The following is a 22,246-nucleotide window of genomic DNA, read 5'->3' on the forward strand; positions in this document are numbered from 1 at the left end:
AAAAAAGGACGCCTGTCAGCGTCCTTCTCCACGTATCTCATCTGCATTTTCATAATAACTGGTAACCATCTCGTTCTCCGGGATCTGCTGCTCCGGTGCGGGGGCAGTCCCCGGCCGGAATACGATCTTTAGAAATACCGGTGTGATGATCGTAGTGATCACAACAACGATAATGACCGGACCCAGGAATGCGGAACCAAGAAGACCAAGGCTGGAGCCTTTGCTCGCAACGATCAGTGCCACCTCACCCCGGGAGATCATTCCCACACCGATTCGTTTTGCCTGATAGTTCTGATATCCACACACCTTTGCACCGAGTCCGCATCCCACCACCTTAGTGAGGATCGCCACGACCGTCAGTACCACTGCAAACCCTATGATCGCCCCGGACATTTCCGGCAGGACTACTTTCAGGCCAATACTTGCAAAAAATACCGGGGATACCAGCAGGTAAGAAATAGTATCAAACTTACTCTGCAGGTAAGTCGACCTCCTCACATTGGATATGATCAGGCCTGCAATAAAGGCACCTGTGATATCTGCGACGCCGAAGACCTCCTCCGCGATATACGCCATCAGCAGGCAGAATACAAAGGCAATGATCGTATGCCTGTGCATCTCCTTTTTGGCCGTATCCACCCAGTTTTTATACAGCCGGTAAAAAACAAATCCAACCACCCCTGCAAAAATGAAAAAGCCCACGATCTTGAGCATGACTGTTCCCAGCTTCACGGAAGAGTCTGCCATACTGGTCACGACCGTAAGAGCGATGATACCCAGGATATCGTCTATGATGGCCGCACCCAGGATCGCATTTCCCGAGCGGGTCTTTAACTTTCCAAGCTCCTTTAACGTCTCAACGGTGATACTAACAGATGTGGCCGTCAGGATAACACCGATAAATATATTCTGGAGAAAAATACTGGCAGCCGCATCGGATGTGATCATTCCCGGCCCATTAAAGAAATACGCCGCCGCAAAGCCGCCTGCCAGGGGTACGATCACGCCGCACAGTGCGATCACGAAGGAGGCCTTTCCACTTGCCCGCAGCTCCTTGATGTCTGTCTCCATGCCGGCACAAAACATCAGAACGATCACACCGATCTCCGCCACCTCATGGATAAATGATGTCTCGCTCAGAATCCCAAACCCTGCCGGTCCCAGGATCAGGCCTGCCAGAAGTGCCCCCACTACCTGAGGCATCTGAACTTTTTTGGTCAAAAGGCCCAGAACTTTTGTAAACAACAAAATAATAGCTAAATCCAACAAATAACTGTAGCTGCTCATAGCTTTTTTCCTCACATTCCTTACTCTCATTTATTCGAACAGTAATCAGAATACACCTTTTGCATCATTATTTCAAGCATTTTACGACCTTGTTTATGGAATATCGACAAAACCGTCAGGATACAGCCTTGGTAAGGTAATATAGGAAAAAGGCATGGGAAAACTCACCTCTTCCCATGCCTTATCTGGCATAAATAATATTACTACATATTTAGTTTAACCTTGGGATCGCCTGCCCCCGCAGCTGGATGATCGGACCTCCCACACCATCTATGTATTCTCTGGTAATGGTTACCTGGCCAATGCTGTCATCCTTCGGGATCTCGTACATGATATCCAGCATAAACTCCTCAATAATGGCACGAAGTGCTCTGGCACCTGTGTTCTTCTTCATGGCCTTCTCGGCAATGGCTTCTAATGCTTCATCATTAAATTCCAGATTCACTTCATCTAATGCCAGCAGCTTCTTGTACTGCTTGAGGATAGCATTCTTCGGCTCCTTTAAGATCTTGACGAGCATGTCTTTGTCCAGTCCTTTTAAGGTAAAGATGATCGGAAGACGGCCGATAAACTCAGGGATCATCCCGAATGTCCTTAAGTCCTCCACGGTTACCTTAGAGAGGATCTCCTTATCATGCTCATACTTGTCCTTTAATTCTGCATTGAATCCCATGGATGTCTTGTGTGAGAGCCTCTCTTTGATGATCTCCTCCAGATCCGGGAACGCGCCTCCGCAGATAAAAAGGATGTTCTTTGTATTCACCGTCGTGAGCGGTACCATTGCATTCTTACTGTTGGCGCCGACCGGGACCTCCACTTCACTTCCTTCTAAAAGCTTTAACAGCCCCTGCTGTACGGACTCACCGCTGACATCGCGCTGGCTGGAATTCTTTTTCTTAGCGATCTTATCAATCTCGTCGATGAAAATGATTCCCTGCTCTGCACGCTCCACATCATTATCGGCTGCAGCCAGAAGCTTGGAGACCACACTCTCGATATCATCACCGATATATCCGGCCTCTGTAAGGGAGGTTGCATCCGTGATCGCCAGCGGTACATCCAAAAGCTTAGCCAGGGTCTTGACCAGATATGTCTTACCGCTTCCTGTAGGTCCGATCATCAGCATATTGGACTTCTCGATCTCAATGTCATCCATCGTATCGGTGGCCACACGCTTATAATGATTGTACACTGCAACCGACATTGCCTTCTTTGCATATTCCTGGCCAACCACATATTCATCCAGCTGTGCCTTGATCCTATGAGGTGCCGGGATATTCTTGATGTCAAGCTTATGGAACTCTTTTGGTTTTTCCTTTTTCTTCTTGATCTTCTGGCTCTTTGGAGGCACATTATCCAGATCCGTCATATTTAAAAACTGTACTCCCGGCATATTGAACAGCTTACTATAATCTATGGACCCATTGGTCATAGCATCGAAGCTCTTCTGCATACAGTCGGAACATACGGTGATGTGATTCGGAAGATCGATCATCTTCCCGGCAACACTTTCCGGCCTATGGCAGATCAGGCAGTACTTCTCATAGCCTTCATCGTCCTGGTCCTTTGTCTCCCGGGCGGCTACAGAAGTATCCTTTTTCTCTTCTGCGGCCTTTGTGCCCTTTTCCTCTTCGTTCTCTTTTTCGTCTAATTCATCTATAATTATAAAATCTTTATCTGACATAATTCTCCCTTCTTTCCCACCAAACTATGTCTAACATTATAACGCAGATTCTCGTCATATACAAATGAAGTTTTTCTAAACAGTGCCTAAAGAGGCGCTTCCAGCATACGAAGGAACTCTTCCTCGGAAATGATCGGAATTCCTAAGTCACGTGCCTTTTTATTCTTAGAGGAGGTGGACTGCACATCATTATTGATCAGGTAATTGGTCTTGGATGTCACGGACCCGGTCACCTTTCCTCCCCGCGCCTCAATAACCTCTTTTACTTCATTCCTGTTTGCAAAATGCTCCACACTTCCCGTCACAACAAAATTCATATTTTCAAAGATCTGTGCTTCTCTTTGCACTTCTTCCTCCGGAATGTTCACTTCCTCCAGAAGTCTCTGAAACACCTCTCTATGCCTTTCCTCTGCAAAATAGTCAACGAACGCCTTTGCGATCACTCCTCCCACGCCGGAAATCTCGCTTAGTTCTTCCACTGTCGCATCAAACATCCTCTTAGGGTCATGATCCAGGGCTTTGCAGATCACTTTTGCGTTGGCCAGCCCAATATTCGCGATCCCCAGACTGTACACCAATTTGGGCAGGGTCGTATTCCTTGCGTTTTCCACACTGTTCATCAGATTCACATAGGATTTTTCACCAAATCCCTCCATAGTTTTGATCTGTTCCTCATAACGGTCCAGATGGAAAATATCTGTAAAGTCTTTAATGAAGCCGCGGACAATGAATTTTTCCAGTGTAGCCTCGGAAAGCCCCTCTATATTCAAGGCATCACGGCTTACAAACAGAGCAAAGGCTTTGATCTGCTTTGCCTGGCATTCCGGATTCGTACAATACAGTGTCTTGGTATCATTCTCCATGGAGATCTTTGTCGCACCGCCGCAGACAGGACAGGTACAGGGAATATCCTTTACCCCGCTGCGAGTCAGGTTCTCCGCGATCTGCGGGATGATCATATTGGCTTTATAGACCTGGATCTGATCCCCCACCCCGAGCTCTAGATCCTCCATAATACTGATATTATGCACACTTGCCCGGCTGACAGTAGTTCCCTCCAGTTCCACAGGCTCAAAGATCGCCACCGGGTTGATCAGTCCTGTACGGGACGGACTCCACTCGATCTGAATAAGCGTTGTCTCGCGGATCTCATCGGCCCATTTAAATGCAAACGAATCTCTGGGGAACTTGGCAGTGGTCCCCAAAGACTGTCCGTATGCGATATCATCATAGACCAGCACAAGACCATCGGATGGAAAATCGTTTTCCGCGATCCTTTCTGCAAACCATTCAACCTCCGCCTCGATGGTATCTTTTGTCACCCGGCGGTGCTCCACCACCTCAAAGCCCTGCTGCGCCAGCCATTTAAGCTGTTCATACCTGGAGTTTTGGAAATCAACGCCCTCTGCACGGACAAGGCTGAATGCGAAAAACCGTACATTTCTTCTGGCTGTGATCTCATTATTCAACTGTCTCACAGAACCGCTGCACAGGTTGCGCGGGTTCTTATACTTCGCATCCACATCTTCGATCTCAGCGTTGATCTTCTCAAAATCCCGATACCCGATCACAGCCTCACCGCGCAGGACTAATTCCCCTTTATACGGGATGTAAAGAGGCAGATTTTTAAACACCTTCGCATTATTTGTGATGACCTCTCCAACTTCTCCATTCCCTCTGGTGACTGCCTTTACCAGCGTTCCTCCCTGATAAGACAAAACGATCGTCAGACCGTCCAGCTTCCACGAGATCACTGCCTCATTAGAGCCTAAAAACTCCTTAAGGCGGGAAACCTCCTTTGTCTTATCCAGAGATAACATCGGGCGTTCATGACGTTCCTTCGGAAGCTCACTTAAAACCTCATACCCCACATTAATGGTAGGACTGGATGCAAGAGTCGTTCCCAATTCCTGTTCCAGTCCTAAAAGTTCATCGTATAGTTTATCATATTCAAAGTTGCTCATGATCTCCGTGTCTTCCTGCTCATACGCACGGCGTGCACGGTTTAAGAGCTCCACCAATTCCTGCATTCTTTTCTTCTTATCTGCCATAAATACTCTCCTGCCTGTTCTTTCTATCTTTTAAACTGCCATTTGCACGGCAATGCCTTCTTTCTCAAAATCAAGGCCGCATCACTGCCATCCTAAGACTCTTCCGGTCCTGATACGATCACCGTCTCATTCGAGGAATTCCTGATCAACTCGTAGAGCTTATCAAGCTCCTGATCCGTCAGCTTCCGATAGGTTCCCTCTTTCAGCCTTCCCAGTTCGATATTCATGATCCTGGTCCTTAACAGATCCTTCACCTGATACCCCAGAGCCTCACACATCCTGCGTATCTGACGGTTCAGTCCCTGGGTCAGGATGATGGTAAATGTATACTTCCCGATCTGTTTTACCGTACACGGTCTTGTCACAGTATCTAAAATCGCCACACCGGATGCCATCCTTTTCAGAAAGTCGGGAGTGATCTCTTTGTCCACCGTCACCTTATATTCCTTTTCATGACGGTTTCCGGCGCGCATCATTTTATTGATGATATCCCCATTATTGGTCATAAGAAGAAGCCCCCTGGAATCCTTATCCAGACGGCCTATATAAGTGATCCTGACCGGGTAATCCAGGAAGCGGATAATACTGTTACGCTCCCTGCGCTCTTCAGTACATACGATTCCCTTCGGCTTATTCACCGCCAGGACTACCATATCATCGCTGCGTGATACGACCCGGTTTCCCACCTTGACGGTCTGCCCGGGAGAAACTTTCATTCCCATGTCTGCCCGTCTTCCGTCGACTGTCACCTTCCCGCTCTCGATCAGACGGTCTGCCTCACGTCTGGAACACACTCCGGCCTCACTTAAAAATTTATTCAGCCGGACCGGCTCCTTCTTCTGTATGAACTCCTGTTTCATTCGATTGCTCACTGCTTAACACTCCATTTATATTATTATCCTGGAAAAATGTATTTCCATTGTACAGAAAGAGAACACTTGTAATATGATAGGTCTCCATCACATCCTGGATATTTCCCGTATAATACCTCGGGTCCAGCATCACGATCTCCCTGAAATAAGGAGTCAGAAACGGTACAAAGCTGTTCGCATAGGAATCCTTGATGACCAGAATACGTCCCTGCTCCTGGGACATCGTCTTAATATCGATCAACGCATTATTCCCGCCCAGAAATACCGCATACTTGTCTCTTGTCTTCAGCTTATCTGACTGATACAGGGAAGTTGTCTTGACCTGCTCATCCACATAATTGACGGTCACATCATTGTCCGCATCTTTTGGTACATAGATGTCGATCTCTTCCTTTTCTCCCATCCTGCATCCGCTCTTTGCCGCCAGAGTCCCGTTAAAATCTGTTGCCACCGGATAGGATACATAACCGCTTGAGACATCCTCATCGATTCCAAGCGCAGATGCCGCCTCCTGGAATGTGTAGAATGCTCCCAGTGTGGTCCAGTGATGGTCTGTCTTATAGTATATCTTCTCATCCTTATGCTTATTCATCGCCTTCACGGCATCGATCCACTGCACAGAATCGCCCAGCTCCTTTTTCACCTGGCTGATGCCTGCATTCTGGTCCGCCACCTTCGCAAAAGCAGGAAGCCTGTCACTGAGCACCTCTGCCGCATCCGGCACAAGGATCATGCTGACAGGGATCTCACTGTATTCCTGTGAAAAAGCTTTGATCGCATCCAGGTTTTCCTTGAGCGTGTCCTGCTGCGGCACTGCGATGTCCTCCAAAAGCTGTCCCTTTTTGCCAATGAACACACCGTTCTCCTCACGGCTGCCTCCCAGACGGTTCAGGGTGACTTTCACTTTTCTCAGGAAATTACGCCCGGCAAACTGGTCTGCCTGATAATTTTCATACTGTTCCATATAACTGCCTGACGCAAGATTCCCCACCGTCATCTTCGGCTTCTGTGTCAGCATCCGGTTCTCCTCCTCTGACTTCTCATGCGAAGGATAGAGAAGGTTTACCAGAATCAATATCAGAAGGCAGATGATGAAAGCCTTTCCTACAAAGCTCTCCACCCACCGTTTCTTTTTTCTTGTCTTATTGTCCATACTCCCACCTAAAATCTAAAATATAAAAATGGATTAAATGACTCAGTCACAAGGTACGCCACGGATATCAGAAAAATCCCGATATAGATCACTCCCGCCGTTATCTTGCGTGCTCTGACACTGCCCGGCATTGACATGATCTGCTTGAGCAGATTGATCCCAAACGCGGAGGATCCTGCGATGGCGATCAGATAAAGCAGCCAATGTGTAAAGATATAGAACAATGCCTGCTGATCCGCAAAACCGCTGGCTCCCGGTCCAAACATCACACTCAGATACTGCAGTGCGTAGCCAAGGCTCGGACTTGAGAAAAACACCCAGCCCACCAGTACGAGCACCATGGCATAAATATGCTGCACGATAGACGGCAGGCGCATCAGGGTCTTCCCCCATACATATTTCTCCAGCACAAGCAGTATCCCATAATAAAGCCCCCAGATCAGGAAATTCCAGGCAGCACCGTGCCAGAATCCTGTCAGCATCCAGACAATGAGCAGATTCATGATGTGTCTGGACTGGGTGCACCTGTTTCCGCCAAGAGGGATATACACATATTCTCTGAACCAGGTACTTAAGGAGATGTGCCATCTTCTCCAAAATTCCGTGATACTGGTGGAAATGTAGGGATAGTCGAAGTTCTTACGGAACTCAAAACCAAACATTTTTCCCAGACCGATCGCCATATCCGAGTATCCGCTGAAATCAAAATAGATCTGGAATGCATAGGAAATACATCCCACCCATGCTGTCAGTACAGAGAAGCTTCCCATCTGCTGACGCGCGATCTGTTCATATATCTGTCCCATCGAATTCGCCAGGATGACTTTCTTGGCAAGCCCGATCATAAAATACTCTGCACCAAGTCCGAACTTCCTTAAAGAAAGCACCCTTTCCTTCAACTGCTGCTCAATATCAATGTAGCGCACGATCGGCCCGGCGATCAGCTGCGGGAACATGGAAATATAAAGTGCAAAGTAGAGGATATTCTTCTGTGTCTTCGCCTCACCCCTGTATACGTCAATGATATAGGACATAGCCTGGAAGGTATAGAAGGAGATCCCGATCGGCAGCGGCAGGTCCCTGTATGGGATATTGACAGGCAGCACCGCATTCAGGCTGTCCATCAGGAATCCATAATATTTAAAAAATCCAAGCAGGAGCAGATTGACAGCAACTGCAAAAACCAATGCCCGCTTTTTTCGGCGCGGATCGTCCTGCTTCTCCTCAATATCCAGACCGCAGATATAATTCAGTACGATAGAAAGAATCATCAATACGATATAGATCGGTTCGCCCCATGCATAAAAAATCAGACTGGCGATCAACATGACCACATTTCTGAACTTTTGCGGGACAATATAATATAATGCCATGGTAACCGGCAGAAATACAAATAAAAAAGTCACACTGCTAAATAACATCTTTTAGCTTCCTCTCCCCATTTTCTATAGACTTTTTGCAAAGGCGTCCTTGTACGCTTCTGCCTTTGGAGCAACTGCCAGAAAAACAAACTTTCCCCTGACAGAAAGCTGTGCCTGCTCGATCAGCTTGACCTGCTCAGGCGCATACCCGTCAAAATCTTTTTTTCTATTCTCAAGCCTCTTTAGAACGGCATCCTTTACCTGCCGTACCTGATCCTCATTCTTTACCTTGATCAAAAGTACCTCTTCTGTGGACATACTGACCTCAGAGCTGTACAGCATCACGCCCTCATAGTCCGCACTGTTGAGGCCGTAATAGCGCTTAAGGCCCTGTCCTCCCACCGGTTTCAGGTTGCTCGTATCAAGAGATGCCTCCACCTTCTTTTCTACCTGGGCAAAGGTTTTCGTACTCCCGCTCGTAAAGATCATCAAGACCACGATATATGCGATGATCACAGCAGATACCACATATTTCAAGATCCCGGCACGTCCTGGCCTTCTTTTCTCCTCTTTATAACCCCTGTCTGTACTGCGGCCAATGCTTCCCGTGCTGCGCAGACTGTCCATATCATAACCGGGATACCCTGTATTTGAGATCCCCTCCATATCATGACTCAGATCTCCTGTACCTGGAATCCCCTCCATATCATGACCCAGATTTCCTGTATTACGTTCTATCATAATGAGGCCACCTCCGCCATATGATTCAGCCAGTATGGATAGAAAGCCGCCTTAAAATGGACCCCATCCTCCTCATAATAACTGTCTGAAACCAAATCTGTATTATCAATATAGGCGATCTGCCTCTTATCACATAAATTACGCAGAGCCTCGTTATAATCAGCCAGCTTCTCATATACCGGCTCTCTGTCGATCTCCTGCTGCTGTACCGGGAAAATAGAATTCACGAACAGCTTCGTATCGGGAAGCTTCTTATTCAGCTCCTCTAACAGTGCATCATACTGCTTTACAAACTCCTTCGTATCCCCTCTTGTGGCGATGATATCATTCATCCCATAGGAAAGGAAGATCACCTGCGGATTCAGCTTCTCCACCTTTGCGATCTGGTCGTCCAGCTCATCTAATTCCACACCGATCTTAGCGATCACGCTGGATGCATTGAGTATATCATACTCTGTAAATGCCTCTGAAATAGAATCTCCCATAATGACTGAATTTGCAAAAATCGCCTTATAGTTCCTATCCGTATCTTCCTTCTCCTGTTCTGCTGTCTTGTTCTCTGCTTTGTCCTTCTCCTCCAGCTTCTCGATCTTATTCTCAATAGCAGTCACATCGCTTTTCTCGGCCTGCTTAATGATCTTGATCCCCTTTGAAGTGTCAACTTTTCCCTTTCTGAGACTGCTTACTCCCTCTGCCACCAGAATGCCGATCACAACCACCCCGATCGCAGCACAGCAGTATTTCAACAATTTATGTTTATTTTTCTTCATCATCTATACTTACGCCTCTCCTGCCAACTCTGTTTTATAAGGAAAGGGCATAAAATTATAATGCCCTTCGGATACAATCAATTATATTCAACACAATTACAGACCGGACATTTATCGGGGATATCCGACAAAATCTCCCATCAGTTCACAATTTATCATACTTTTTTTGCCTGCAAAAGTCAACAATTCCAGGGGTTCGGAGACAAAATTTAAGAAAATCACAAAAACCCTTCATATTTTCATAAATTTTTATCCACATTCACTCTTACCGTACCAATGATTTATTCACACTCTTCTCCCCATTTTCCTCCCGGTTGTGCACATTTTACAGCTATCCCTTTGTCTTATTTTGTGTTACAATAAAATCCAGATTTTTACTATAGATTCAACGATACTCACGGAGGTTATTATATATGATCGCATTAAAACTTACCAGCGTCAAAGACTTCATGTCCCACCTGCTCTTATCCGAGACATTTGACAATTTTCTCTTCATAGAAGGCGAGATCGTCACCTTCAACACCTTCACGATAGACGGCTATATCCAAAAAGATTTTTTCCCGGAGGAAGATCCCCCCGGCGAATATTCCTTATGGAAAAGCTTAAGAGAGTACTGCTTCACACTGATAAAAGGCCGTAAGACTCCCCTAAGCTTCAAGTTCATATTCAGCCTGTCCCCGAAAAACATCGCCCGCCTGATCACCCAGAACTCCTTAGATTACTCCCCCGACCAGGTCCAGGGCCTCTACCTCAACATCCGCTACGACGGAACCACCCTCCAGTGCATCACCGGAACCTCCCTCAAAACCTTCACCATGGACAAATCCTTAGAACAGTCCTGGGATACCATGGTCCAAAAATACTTCTCCCAAAAACAAATCCCCTACGAGCGGGACCTCTAGTCCCGCCCGCAGGCGCCTTGCGGTGCCCTTCTCCTTCCCTGGATTTTAACACGGCTCACCCTCACCCTTCCCCGGGTTTTAGGACGGCTCCGCTCGTTCCAAAACCGTCCGTCTCCACCCGTCTGCCCCCCAGCCAAGTAAGAACCTTCCTGCCTGATGCACGCAGCCCGGCGCTCCCGGCAGGGATGCTGTCTGCGGGACATTGGATTTCGTGCCGTAGAGATCCTGAATGGAAAAAGAGCCCTGACCGGGGACAAAACTGTGATACCGAATCACAGTTTTGCCTGGACCCGACACGCGAAATTCATCAGAATTTCACGCGGCGTGTCCGGGCTGCCCCGGTCAGGGCTCTTTTTCCATTTAGGAGATCAAGGTACAAATCCCGTCCCGCAGACAGCATCCCTGCCGGGAACACCGGGCGTCCCTGTTTCTCACACTCAAGCTTCTTACTTCGTAAGCAGCATCATAATCTCGTTACTGCGCTTCACGAATGCAGTCATCTCCTCCGGATTCAGCGGTTTATGAGCCAGCATAGCCAGATCGTAAAGCTGTTTACAGATGATCGGCACACTCTTGCTGCGTTTATGCTCCACAACAAACTGTACCAGCGGATGATTTGCATTCAGGATCAATGTTGCCTGACTTCCGAACATTCCGGCATCCATTCCGCCCATGCCGTACATCTTCATCATTTCTTCCATACGTCTTGACTGCTCCGGAAGAACTGCCATTGATGCAACATTATCATCTTTGAGTTTCTCTACTTTGACATCCAGTTTATCATTACCAAGCTCCTTGCGGAAGATCTCAACCAGATCATCCGTGGTCTTCTTAAATGTTTCTTTTTCTTCCTCTGTCACTTCATCCTTTAAGGAATCATGCACATCGGCATCGATCCTCTGGAATCTGAGCTCTGGATTGCGCTGCTCCAGATAAGTGATAAATGCAGAATCAATATTGTGTGTCAGCAGGATCGCATCCTGTCCGTGTTCCCTGAACATGTTGATGTACTGGCTCTGCTGCTGTTCATTGGTCACATAGAAGATATCCGTCTTCTTCTCTTCTTTGTTCTCATCCGCATTTTCTTCTGCAGTTTCGTCTGCCGTCTCAGCCTTCTCTGTGTTCTCTTCTGCGTCCACAGAAGCCTCATCAGCATTTGCCTTGATACATTCCTCTAAGGTCATGTATTTGTGATCCAGGTTCTTGAAGAGGATAGAATCCTTTACCTTCTCCCCAAACTTCTCATCTTTGAGGCATCCAAACTTGATGAACGGACTGATATCATCCCAGTATTTCTCATAATTCTCCTTATCTGTCTTGAACATTCCGTTCAGCTTATCTGCAACCTTCTTGGAAATGTAATCTGCAACCTTATTGACAAATCCATCGTTCTGCAGTGCACTTCTGGATACGTTCAGCGGCAGGTCCGGACAGTCGATCACACCCTTTAATACCATCAGGAATTCAGGGATCACCTCTTTAATATTATCTGCGATAAATACCTGGTTGTTGTAAAGCTTGATCTTTCCTTCAATGGAATCATACTCTGTGTTGATCTTCGGGAAGTACAGGATTCCCTTTAAGTTAAACGGATAATCCATGTTCAGATGGATCCAGAACAGCGGCTCCTTATAATCCATAAATACCTTGCGGTAGAAATCAATATATTCCTCTTTCGTACATTCGCTCGGACTTTTTGCCCACAGCGGATGAATGTCGCTGATAGAAACAGGACGTTTTACGATCTTAGCCTTTTTCTTAGGCTCGCCCTCTTCGCCTTCCTTTGGCTCCTCTGTGATATGCTCTACCACCTCGTCTGTATCGAGAAGATCTGCTTCATCAATTGTCTCATATTCCGGCTCGGCATTTGCCTTGGACAGGAAAATCTCTACCGGCATGAAGGAGCAGTATTTCTCCAGAACTTCTCTTGCCCGATATTCGTTGGCAAACTCAAGGCAGTCGTCATTTAAAAACAGCGTGATCTCTGTTCCCACCTCTGTCTTGCTGCCTTCCTGCATCTCGTACTCTGTACCGCCTTCACTGACCCAGTGTACCGGCTTAGCCCCTTCCTGATAGGACAGCGTATCGATATGCACCTCGTCAGCAACCATGAAGGAGGAGTAGAAGCCCAGTCCGAAGTGTCCGATCATCTCATCCTCTGTTGTCTTGTCTTTGTATTTCTCCAAAAATTGTGTTGCACCTGAGAACGCGATCTGTGTAATATACTCTTCTACTTCATCTGCAGTCATACCAAGACCGTTATCGATGAACTTCAGAGTCTTTTCTTCTGGATTGACGATCACCTGAATCTTCGCCTTGTAATCATCCGGCAGATCATACTCGCCCATCATATCCAGCTTTTTCAGCTTTGTAATAGCATCACAGCCGTTTGATACGAGCTCACGCATAAAAATGTCATGATCAGAATATACCCATTTCTTAATAATCGGAAATATATTCTCACTGTCAATGGATAAGTTACCTCTTTTTGTTCCCATATATAACACTCCTTTTCATTATAGTACATAATATTGCGACCCAATTATCGTCTAGTAGATATTCTAATACACTGTATTTTAAAAGTCAATAAAAAATTAGCACTCTTTTAAAGTGAGTGCTAATAAAATTATTAAAAATATAAAAATTCTATAAACTAATTGGCTTGATTCTTCAAAGCTTCCCATTTTTAGCCTTACGCTCATATTTACGTTATCCTATAAAAAATGGTATACTGATTACACAAGACATCAAAATTTATACCTAAAAGGAGTATCATCATGACTGACACATTTCAGACGCTCAAAGTAGAAACTAATACACAAATCCAAGAAGTCGCCGCTTTGGCAGATATCATCTGGCATGAGCATTTCACACCTATCATTGGAATCGGGCAGGTCGAATATATGGTAGACAAGTTCCAGTCCGTACCTGCTTTAAAGACCCAGCTGGAAGATGGTTATGAATATTATCAGATATTTGATAACGGAGAATTCTGCGGATACTGCGGCATCCATCCAAAGAAGGGCAGACTGTTCTTAAGCAAGCTTTATGTAAAGAAAGAATACCGGGGCAGACATCTTGCCACAAAGGCATTCCAATTTCTGAAGGACTTATGTAAGGAACGCGGGCTGACTGCCATATGGCTTACCTGCAACAAGCATAATGACAACAGTCTGGCTGTATACCGCCACTTAGGATTTGAGACCATCGATACCCAGGAGGCGGATATCGGAAACGGTTATATCATGGATGACTACATCATGGAATACAGACTTTAGCAAATGACCGGGAACCTTTTTGGCCCCCGGTCATTGTACATCTCATAAAACTCATTATCTATACTGATCATAATAAGAATCATAGTCATTTGAGACAATGAACTCACTCGGCTTTAGTATCACCGCTGCATCCTGGGATGATACTTCCGTTCCTTTCGGTATGACCAGATTGCGATATGTAGCTTCATATCCGCTTTCTGATATCCATTTTGACCTCTTTAAATAGTTCAGCTCTTCATCCTCAAAATCTGTGTAGAGAGGTATCTTATACTCGATGGCAGACCATCCTCCGGCAGATTCGACATCATAGACCCCTTCCGGGAAATCCTCCCCTGCAACGACCTGCTCGCCCTTTTTCAGTAAGATCTCCTCAGTGAGCGGGTTTTTGACAGGGGGATTCATCGTATCATTCCTTGCATTCTCTGTTTTCAATTTGACCTTCAGATCCCCTGTTATTTCGAGCACTGCTCCTTCATAGATCCTGACATCCTCCCATTTATCTATTTCATCATATTCGGCATCTTTCCCAATGGACTGCCACAGATAAATGGAATTTTCCGGATCGTTCACCGTTGCCGAACCACTGCCATCGCTTAAGAGCACTTCATAGTTTCCCTCCGGGATATGTACTCCTCCCAGGTACTCACCGGGTGTCAATATTGTCTCATAGCTGTCTCCCTCTGCCGACAGCTCCCGCTGCACGAATTCATATGGATCGAACTTATCCACCGGTTGTACCGATTGGCTGACAGATTCCACACGGCTGGAATATGGATGCTCTAGTGCATATTTCCCAACAAAACCGATTACAGCAATAATTAAAGAAAGGACTACTCCCATAATTTTTATCATACCTGCTTTATTCGCCGGATCATTCCCTCTCTTTATTCTTGGAGCAGTCACAAATCCTTTGTTTGTGGCTTTGCTCCTGCCGCCCTTGTTACTGTATGCCCCTGAACTCCCCTTCTTTCCCGAACCGGATGTGCTCCCATAACCTTTTGCGCAGGCTCTGTTCAGATCAGCCTCTCTTGTCACACGTGCCTTCGCTAAATCCTCATTCTTTGCTGTATGCTTCCTTTCAACCTCAAGCCGCCTTGCTGCGCGTGCATTACCTGAATCTCCATTGGCCATTGGTCCTTCACTGTCCATCCAGTTCTCTAAGCTGCTGCTGTTCAAACGGTATGTTTTTTTCTCGATCCTTAAATTATCAAGTCCGCAGTCTATGCAGCGTCCGTCTGAAAGCCTGCCTCCACATAAATAACATCTCTTCCCCATACTTGCCATCTCCCACCTATTTTCTCATCATCTCACTTATTCTATATTCTTCTACTTCGACTGTATCAGTTTCTGCCCGATTGTTCAAGTAAAATCGACATATTCCCCGTATCCGTCTTCCCTGTTTCGCTAAGAACAAATCGGGCAGGCCCACTTCAATTGCCCATCCCCTCACTCATGGGGAGGCTTGCACACTTTGGCGCCGCCGCGAAAGGGGCTGTATACCTTATCGCGTCGTATACATTCCCCGGAGGGTTTTTATGATATAGGAAATTCCAGAGGAATATCCTATATTATAAAATAAGGCTGCCGTAATATGAGCTTTCTCATCCTTACGGCAGCCTTGCAAAAATCCTGCATCTGCTATTTCTGCTGCACAATCTCCAGAGCCTTCTCTAATTGATTGTCTGCATCCTGATTATCCGGGTCGGCTTTGTATTCCACTTCTACATCCGGTGTAATTCCCTTCTTGTGGATACTCCTTCCGCTCGGTGTAAAATACTCAGAAATCGTTACCTTTAAGCTGGTTCCATCCTGCAGGTCAAAAATCTGCTGAACGATTCCTTTCCCATAGGTAGTCATTCCTACGATCTGACCGACACCGTAATCCTGTACTGCACCGGAAAAGATCTCCGATGCGCTCGCACTGTATTGATTCACAAGCACCGCCAGAGGTTTTGTAAACTTATGATCCTCGTCATTGGTATACTCCACTTCCTCGCCGTATTTATCCTTTGTAGAAACAATGGTGCCCTTCGGCAGGATCAGCTTTAACATATCCACAGTGGTGTCCAGATTTCCTCCCGGATTCCCCCGAAGATCGATGACCAAGCCTGTCATTCCCTGATTCTCCAAATCTGTCAGAGCATTCTTAAACTGCTCATATGTCACAGAATCAAATTCCGTGATCCTGATATATCCGGTATTCCCCGATTTCATGGAATACTCGACCGTCTGTGCCTCTATCCTGCGGCGGGTCGCCCTGCACTCAACAGCCTCATGCTTTACGCCTCTGTAGACATGCAGCACGACATCTGTCCCTTCCTCACCTTTGATCCAGCTTACCACTTCTGTCAGGTCCTCGCCGCTGACATCCTTATCATCTACCTGATAGAGGATATCTCCTTCCTTAAGGCCGGATTCCTCAGCGGGTGAATCCTTGTATACTCCTGTGATCGTCACAAGACCTGTCGTAAGATCCTGGGAAAGAAGCGCCCCCACACCTGAATATTCGCCGGCGGTGGATTCGAAAAGCTCATTGGTCTGTTCTTCATTATAGTATACAGTATAAGGATCACCCAGGCCGCTTACATATCCACTGTACAGTCCATCCTGCAGATCCTTCTCCTTGATCTCGTCTGAATAGAGATACTGCTCATCGATCAGCTCCCCTATCATCTTCAGCTTCTGTTCTGTCTCATCGTCCGCTTCCGCCTGCACCGCCGGGGAATCCTTAGATAATATCTTCTTTTCCACGGCTCTTAATGCACAGCCGCCGACTGAGACGACAGATAGCATAATGAGGGCGCCTGACAGCGCCCCCTTTATAAAACTCTTATTCTCCATGCCTGTTCTCCAAATCCTGAGATTTTCATTCCGTAAGCCCCCACAGGACTCCTTTATCTTACATACATGTCAGCCCGTCTATAAATATCCCAGCGGGTCAACCGGTGAACCGTTGAGCTCTACCTGGAAATGCAGGTGCGCACCGAAAGAATTTCCGGTATTCCCCACATACCCGATCTGCTGGCCTCTGGAAACTGTCTGTCCCTGTGACACAGCAAGGGCGGAATGATGCATATACTTTGTCACCAGCCCATTTCCATGGTTGATGACCACCCAGTTTCCGGCACTGTCACTCCATCCCGCAATGACTACATAACCGTCTGCTGCCGCATATGTAGGTGTTCCTTCTCCTGCAGCCAGGTCAAGACCGTTATGGAAAGAGCTGTCAAAATCACGATAGCCGAAGGTACTGGAAATCACAGCTCCCGGACACGGATGAGTAAACTGTCCGCCTCCGCTGGATGTATTACCGCTGCTTGGTGGAACATAGCTGCCTGAGCCCCCTGAATTCTGGCTCTGCTGTTGCTGCTGAGCCTGCTGGGCTGCCTGCTTAGCTGCCTCTTCGGCCGCCTTCTGCTGCTGGATCTGCCTCTGGCGTTCCGCCTCAGCCTCCTTGATCAGCTTTTCAAGTGTCGCTGCATTCTCCCCGATCTGTTTATCCAGTCCTGAGATCTGGATATCCTTCTCCTCCAGCAACGCCTGAACCTCATTCTGTTTTGCGATCAAATCATTCTGAAGCCCTTCCAGTTCCGTATATTCTTCCTTGAGTGCTGCTTCCTTTTCCTCGACCTCTTTTACGATGTCCTGGAACTGCTTAAGCATATCTCTATCATATGCAGAAATCTGGGAAACATACTCCGCTTTATTCAGAAAGTCACCAATACTTTCACTTTCAAGCAGGATCTCGATCAGCTGGGAATTTCCGTTCTCATACATGAACTTGATCCGCTTCTTCATACTTTCATACTGGTCATTCTCATCGACCTTGGCCTGAACAAGATCGTTCTCCGCCTTTTCGATCTCGCCCCTTTTCTTATCCAGCTTTTCCTTCATCTCATTCATCTCACTGATGATGGTATTCAGCTGTTCAGAAAGAGCATTTTTCTCTTTCTCGGCCGCCTTTTTCTTTTCTTCCAGCTCCTGCGCCTTTTTCTTGGCATCATCCACCGTCGTTGCATTGACATTCATAGCCATACCAAGACTTAAAGCGATCACCAGTACCGCACTTATTATACTCCTCTTTCGTCTGTTCATAGGCGCCCCCTATACCTTTAAGTGCTTGCGTACAGTAAAGAAACTTCCGATGAAACCAATTCCCACACCAAGCAGTAAGCCGATCGGGAGAAGGAATTTGTAAACATAGGATGCCGGAAGGAACTCGATGATGTTATTCAGAATCTGGAACTTCGTCAGAACATACTCCACAGCCTTTCCATACAGTGCATACAATAACGCCAGCGGTATGATCGCACCGATCACACCCATGATCAGACCTTCAATAACGAACGGTGAGCGGACCACAAAATCCTTGGCACCGATATACTTCATAATTGCGATCTCTTCCTTACGCACGGTAATACCCATGGTTACTGTATTACTGATCAGGAAGATAGAAACGCCGAACAGGATAATGATGATGGCAATGGATACATATGCGACCAGCACATTCACACTGGAAAGCGTATTCGCCACAACATCAGACTTATTGACCTTCCTGACTCCGTCCAGACTCTTTGCAAACTTTACAAGATCCTGCTGGGTCGCTGCCAGTGATTTACTCCTGACGGAAAGGCTCGCCTTGTTATCCTCACTCGTCTTCATATAGACTTCATAGTTATCTGATCCTGCCAGAGGGTTGTCATTCTTAAATCCTTCTGCCAGGTCTGCATTGTCACCAAAATAGTCATTCTTAAACTTGTCCCATGCATCATCTGCAGAAACATAACTGACCTTTGCAACATCATCCCTGCCCTTTAATGCAGTTCCGATATCATCGATCTGCTTCTGTGTGACATCATCATCGAAAAATACCGTGATCGCCACGCCTTCCTCCGCTGTCTTTATAATATACTGAAAGTTCAGCAGGATGGAGAAGAACAGACCAAACAGGAAGATACAGGCTGACATCGTTGCAATGGATGCAAGCGAGAACATCTTATTTCTTCCTATATTCTTAACCCCTTGTTTTCCTACGTATCCTAATGTACTAATCCTCATCGAAATACCCACCTTTTTGTTCATCACTGACGATAACGCCTTGTTTCATCGTTATGACGCGCTCGTTCATCTCGTTTACGATTTCCTGGTTGTGAGTTACAACCAACACAGTTGTCCCTCTCTCATTCGCCTCCTTCAACAGACTCATGATCTCCCATGAATTCGTTGGATCCAGGTTACCAGTCGGCTCGTCGGCCAACAAAATAGCAGGTTCATTCACAATCGCCCTTGCAATCGCTACACGCTGCTGCTCTCCCCCTGACAGCTCCTTCGGGAATGACTTATACTTCTGAGCCAGCCCTACCAGTGAAAGCGCCGCCGGCACTTTCTTTTTGATCACACGCGGCGGTGTCTCTGTAACACGCAGTGCAAATGCAATATTTTCATAGATATTGCGGTCTTTCAGGAGTCGGAAATCCTGGAAGACTACTCCTAAGCCTCTTCTGTACTTCGCAATGTGACGATGTCTCATTCTGTTCAGGTTCTGCCCGTTGACGATGATCGTTCCTTCCGTAGGATCCAGCTCCTTCATGATCAGACGGATCAGGGTTGACTTACCTGAACCACTGTCACCTACGATGAAAACGAATTCGCCCCTCTCGATCTTAACGGATACACCGTTCAAGGCGGCATTGCCTTTAGAGTACTCCTTCGTTACATTTCTTAATTCAATCATATGCTCCTCCTAATTATTCATACCCCTGGTATTAGTATTCTAATGACTCCATATACTTCATGTACTTCACTACCATCAGAGCAATCTTGAAGGTGATCGCATCTTCAAAGACACGCAGGTCAAGACCTGTACTCTTCTGGAGCTTATCCAGTCGATATACCAGTGTATTTCTGTGAATATACAGCTGTCTGGACGTTTCTGATACATTCAGGCTATTCTCAAAAAACTTATTGATAGTCGTGAGTGTCTCCTCATCAAAGTCGTCCGGAGATTTCCCCTCGAAGATCTCCTTGATAAACATCTTACAAAGCGGGATCGGCAGCTGATAGATCAGTCGACCAATACCAAGCGTGCTGTATGCCACTATGTCTTTCTCATCAAAGAAGATCTTGCCTACATCCAGTGCAAGCTTTGCTTCTTTATAGGACTTGGAAACTTCCTTGATATCATTCACGATGGTGCCGTATGCGATGTGGATGTGCTCTTCACCGCTCTCATCCTTTAAGGTGTCCAGCATATCCTTAGCCATCTTCTCCAGCTCTCTGCCGCCGTCTTTCTCTGAAAGCTCCTTTACAACAATGATATTCTTCTCGTCCACAGCTGTAATGAAGTCCTTGGACTTCCCGCCGAGAAGGTTCCTTACATTGTCCAGTGCCACGCTGTCTTTTTCATGAGATGTTTCAATAATAAAGATAACACGTTTTACTTCTGTGTCAATATGTAATTTTTTAGCCCTGTTGTAAATGTCCACCAACAGCAGGTTATCCAACAGGAGATTCTTGATGAAGTTATCCTTATCAAATCTCTCCTTATAAGCAACCAGCAGGCTCTGCACCTGGAAGGCTGCGATCTTGCCGACCATGTAAACATCTTCGCTCTCACCGCCGGCAAGCAGTACATACTCTAATTGCTGCTCATCAAAAATCTTGAAAAACTGGTTTCCCTGAATCACCTGGCTGTCAGCAGGAGACTCTACAAAGGACAGGATGGCGCTCTCATATTCCTTCGCATCCTCAAACGTAGTGGCAAGTGCCTTGCCTTCTGTATCCAGCACGCAGAAATCAATCCTGGAAATTCCCTTTAGGCCTTCAATTGTGTTCTGAAGTATCTGATTAGAAATCATACTTTATCTCCTCCGCTCATCCGCTCATTTCCATGTGCATTTTTCACAAAGATTAGGTTGACATAAAATCTTGAACGCACATATATAAATTATATATTAATGCATAACGTCAAAAAAATAAAGAGGAAATCCACTATTTTTATGCATTTCCTCATATATTTTACAAAAAATTCATATTTATAAAACTATACATAGTTCACAAATTTTATTTCAGGGGGATTCCTGCCGGTCCTTTCCGTCTCCCGGATCACAGGCCTTGAAGGACACAGCCTGTCAGATTTCCTTCCTCTGCCGGCCTACCCGGTAACGGAATACCTTTTTCAGAAAAAAACGCCGTAGACAGCCTCTGCTGTGCTCCCCGTACATCCGGGACAGCGTTTTACCGCACCCGAGCCACATCCTGGCATTTAAAAGTGCGCTGTTCCTGACGATGAATTCCTCCTGCTGCGGCGAAGGCAGAACGGACAAGATGCAGTCTGTCTCCACACCGTTTACCTCATTGATGATCTCCTCCTCGGCTCTGCCCTCGGGATCCAGGATGCCATGTCCGACGATCACGATCCCTCTGTTATACTTTGCCAGAGCGGGCTCAAGGCTTTGAAGTTCCTGTTCAGAACCTGCGATCAAAAAGATCTTCTTTCGGTTCTTCTGCAGGAAACGGATGAACATTTTCAGAAAAAGCTCATTCGTAACATCCTTCAACAAGTTCCTATCTTCTACTTCTGCAGCCTCCAGTATCTCTTTCTCACCCGGAAGCACCAGATCTATCTCTTTTGTTTTCTCTATCCATTCAGGACTGTCCTGTCCCTGCATGAGCATATCCAATGTAACAATCTCGATCGTGTTGATGGACTCACTCTGCATATACTCAACGGCCGCCTGCATGGCAGCCTTTGCTGTGAAGCCGTCAATCTCCACATCAAAGATATTAATCTTCTTTTTCATTCACATCACCTATGCTTCTTCTCCCCAGGCGTATAATTGTATCAAAAAATCAAGGACTTTTCAACTCTTTCGCTTTCTTTTCGTAATCAGTCCTCCGATCCTCCCTGTCTCCTTGGAGGATAAAGACCGCCATCCTTCTGTGACTACTTTATCGAGAAGCCCCAGTTCCTCGGCAATTTCATACTTTAATTTTTCTTCCGGCTCCAGATTTTTCAAGTCGATCGGTTTTATTTTTTTTGTGGACATTTTTTTAACCTACCTTTCCTTTTGGTAGGAGTATTGCCCGAATAGGGGGAGACATTCACATAAGCTCATAAAAAATCCGCCGCACACGGACGTTTCCCA

General features: G+C 46.3%; 20 protein-coding genes. 2 read left to right on the top strand and 18 right to left on the bottom strand.

Annotation, left to right across the window (positions count from 1 at the left end; translation table 11 throughout):
• Nucleotides 1-15: 15 nt before the first annotated feature.
• The 8 genes from AC4OGX_RS16430 to AC4OGX_RS16465 form a co-directional block, all read right to left on the bottom strand.
• Nucleotides 16-1,287 (bottom strand): cation:proton antiporter, encoded by a 1,272-nt coding sequence (locus tag AC4OGX_RS16430; RefSeq protein WP_493331719.1) that lies wholly within the window; start codon nucleotides 1,285-1,287, stop codon nucleotides 16-18.
• A gap of 211 nt (nucleotides 1,288-1,498) precedes the next feature.
• Nucleotides 1,499-2,971, bottom strand: a complete 1,473-nt coding sequence (clpX, locus tag AC4OGX_RS16435; RefSeq protein WP_493331720.1) for an ATP-dependent Clp protease ATP-binding subunit ClpX — start codon at nucleotides 2,969-2,971, stop codon at nucleotides 1,499-1,501.
• 86 nt (nucleotides 2,972-3,057) lie between these two features.
• Complete coding sequence (gene ligA, locus AC4OGX_RS16440; protein ID WP_493331721.1) at nucleotides 3,058-5,022, bottom strand: NAD-dependent DNA ligase LigA; 1,965 nt, start codon at nucleotides 5,020-5,022, stop codon at nucleotides 3,058-3,060.
• 92 nt (nucleotides 5,023-5,114) lie between these two features.
• Nucleotides 5,115-5,882, bottom strand: a complete 768-nt coding sequence (locus AC4OGX_RS16445; RefSeq protein WP_493331723.1) for a pseudouridine synthase — start codon at nucleotides 5,880-5,882, stop codon at nucleotides 5,115-5,117.
• Nucleotides 5,836-7,047 (bottom strand): DHHW family protein, encoded by a 1,212-nt coding sequence (locus AC4OGX_RS16450; protein WP_493331724.1) that lies wholly within the window; start codon nucleotides 7,045-7,047, stop codon nucleotides 5,836-5,838. Before AC4OGX_RS16450 ends, AC4OGX_RS16445 begins: the two co-directional genes overlap by 47 nt.
• Nucleotides 7,048-7,055: 8 nt before the next feature.
• Nucleotides 7,056-8,468 (bottom strand): MBOAT family O-acyltransferase, encoded by a 1,413-nt coding sequence (locus AC4OGX_RS16455; RefSeq protein ID WP_493331725.1) that lies wholly within the window; start codon nucleotides 8,466-8,468, stop codon nucleotides 7,056-7,058.
• 24 nt (nucleotides 8,469-8,492) lie between these two features.
• Complete coding sequence (locus AC4OGX_RS16460) at nucleotides 8,493-9,149, bottom strand: DUF4358 domain-containing protein (protein ID WP_493331727.1); 657 nt, start codon at nucleotides 9,147-9,149, stop codon at nucleotides 8,493-8,495.
• Nucleotides 9,146-9,922, bottom strand: a complete 777-nt coding sequence (locus AC4OGX_RS16465; RefSeq protein ID WP_493331728.1) for a GDSL-type esterase/lipase family protein — start codon at nucleotides 9,920-9,922, stop codon at nucleotides 9,146-9,148. The genes AC4OGX_RS16460 and AC4OGX_RS16465 overlap by 4 nt, the downstream gene beginning before the upstream one ends.
• A 410-nt stretch (nucleotides 9,923-10,332) precedes the next feature.
• On the opposite strand from AC4OGX_RS16465, the gene AC4OGX_RS16470 reads away from it, so the two are divergent.
• A complete protein-coding gene (locus AC4OGX_RS16470; protein WP_493331729.1) occupies nucleotides 10,333-10,821 on the top strand; it encodes a DUF5721 family protein in 489 nt (162 codons plus the stop codon).
• A gap of 78 nt (nucleotides 10,822-10,899) precedes the next feature.
• Here AC4OGX_RS16470 and AC4OGX_RS16475 read toward each other — a convergent pair whose 3' ends face one another.
• Both AC4OGX_RS16475 and htpG read right to left on the bottom strand, forming a co-directional pair.
• Complete coding sequence (locus AC4OGX_RS16475; protein ID WP_493331731.1) at nucleotides 10,900-11,097, bottom strand: hypothetical protein; 198 nt, start codon at nucleotides 11,095-11,097, stop codon at nucleotides 10,900-10,902.
• A gap of 170 nt (nucleotides 11,098-11,267) precedes the next feature.
• Nucleotides 11,268-13,319: a molecular chaperone HtpG gene (htpG, locus tag AC4OGX_RS16480; protein WP_493331732.1), complete on the bottom strand. Its 2,052-nt coding sequence runs from the start codon at nucleotides 13,317-13,319 to the stop codon at nucleotides 11,268-11,270.
• A gap of 279 nt (nucleotides 13,320-13,598) precedes the next feature.
• Here htpG and AC4OGX_RS16485 point away from each other — a divergent pair, with 279 nt between their 5' ends.
• Entirely contained in the window at nucleotides 13,599-14,099 is a 501-nt protein-coding gene (locus AC4OGX_RS16485; protein WP_493331733.1) for a GNAT family N-acetyltransferase, read from the top strand.
• A gap of 54 nt (nucleotides 14,100-14,153) precedes the next feature.
• On the opposite strand, the gene AC4OGX_RS16490 is transcribed toward AC4OGX_RS16485, so the two are convergent.
• The 8 genes from AC4OGX_RS16490 to AC4OGX_RS16525 form a co-directional block, all read right to left on the bottom strand.
• On the bottom strand, nucleotides 14,154-15,374 hold the full coding sequence (locus AC4OGX_RS16490) for a hypothetical protein (protein ID WP_493331735.1): 1,221 nt from the start codon (nucleotides 15,372-15,374) through the stop codon (nucleotides 14,154-14,156).
• Nucleotides 15,375-15,737: 363 nt separating this feature from the next.
• Nucleotides 15,738-16,940, bottom strand: coding sequence for a S41 family peptidase (locus AC4OGX_RS16495; RefSeq protein WP_493331736.1), 1,203 nt, complete (start codon nucleotides 16,938-16,940; stop codon nucleotides 15,738-15,740).
• Nucleotides 16,941-17,018: 78 nt separating this feature from the next.
• A complete protein-coding gene (locus AC4OGX_RS16500; RefSeq protein WP_493331737.1) occupies nucleotides 17,019-18,194 on the bottom strand; it encodes a murein hydrolase activator EnvC family protein in 1,176 nt (391 codons plus the stop codon).
• 9 nt (nucleotides 18,195-18,203) lie between these two features.
• Complete coding sequence (gene ftsX, locus AC4OGX_RS16505; RefSeq protein ID WP_493331739.1) at nucleotides 18,204-19,157, bottom strand: permease-like cell division protein FtsX; 954 nt, start codon at nucleotides 19,155-19,157, stop codon at nucleotides 18,204-18,206.
• Nucleotides 19,147-19,833, bottom strand: a complete 687-nt coding sequence (gene ftsE / locus AC4OGX_RS16510; RefSeq protein ID WP_493331741.1) for a cell division ATP-binding protein FtsE — start codon at nucleotides 19,831-19,833, stop codon at nucleotides 19,147-19,149. Before ftsE ends, ftsX begins: the two co-directional genes overlap by 11 nt.
• Nucleotides 19,834-19,864: 31 nt before the next feature.
• Entirely contained in the window at nucleotides 19,865-20,956 is a 1,092-nt protein-coding gene (locus AC4OGX_RS16515; protein WP_493331742.1) for a PucR family transcriptional regulator, read from the bottom strand.
• Between the two features lie 273 nt (nucleotides 20,957-21,229).
• Nucleotides 21,230-21,901 carry a WecB/TagA/CpsF family glycosyltransferase gene (locus AC4OGX_RS16520; RefSeq protein ID WP_493331743.1) on the bottom strand — a complete coding sequence of 224 codons (672 nt, stop codon included), beginning with the start codon at nucleotides 21,899-21,901 and terminating at the stop codon, nucleotides 21,230-21,232.
• Nucleotides 21,902-21,961: 60 nt separating this feature from the next.
• The gene (locus AC4OGX_RS16525; protein ID WP_216238977.1) at nucleotides 21,962-22,147 is read right to left on the bottom strand and encodes an alpha/beta-type small acid-soluble spore protein; all 186 of its coding nucleotides are present in this window, start codon (nucleotides 22,145-22,147) and stop codon (nucleotides 21,962-21,964) included.
• Nucleotides 22,148-22,246 lie beyond the last annotated feature (99 nt).

The sequence above is a fragment of the Faecalicatena sp. genome (assembly GCF_058819085.1).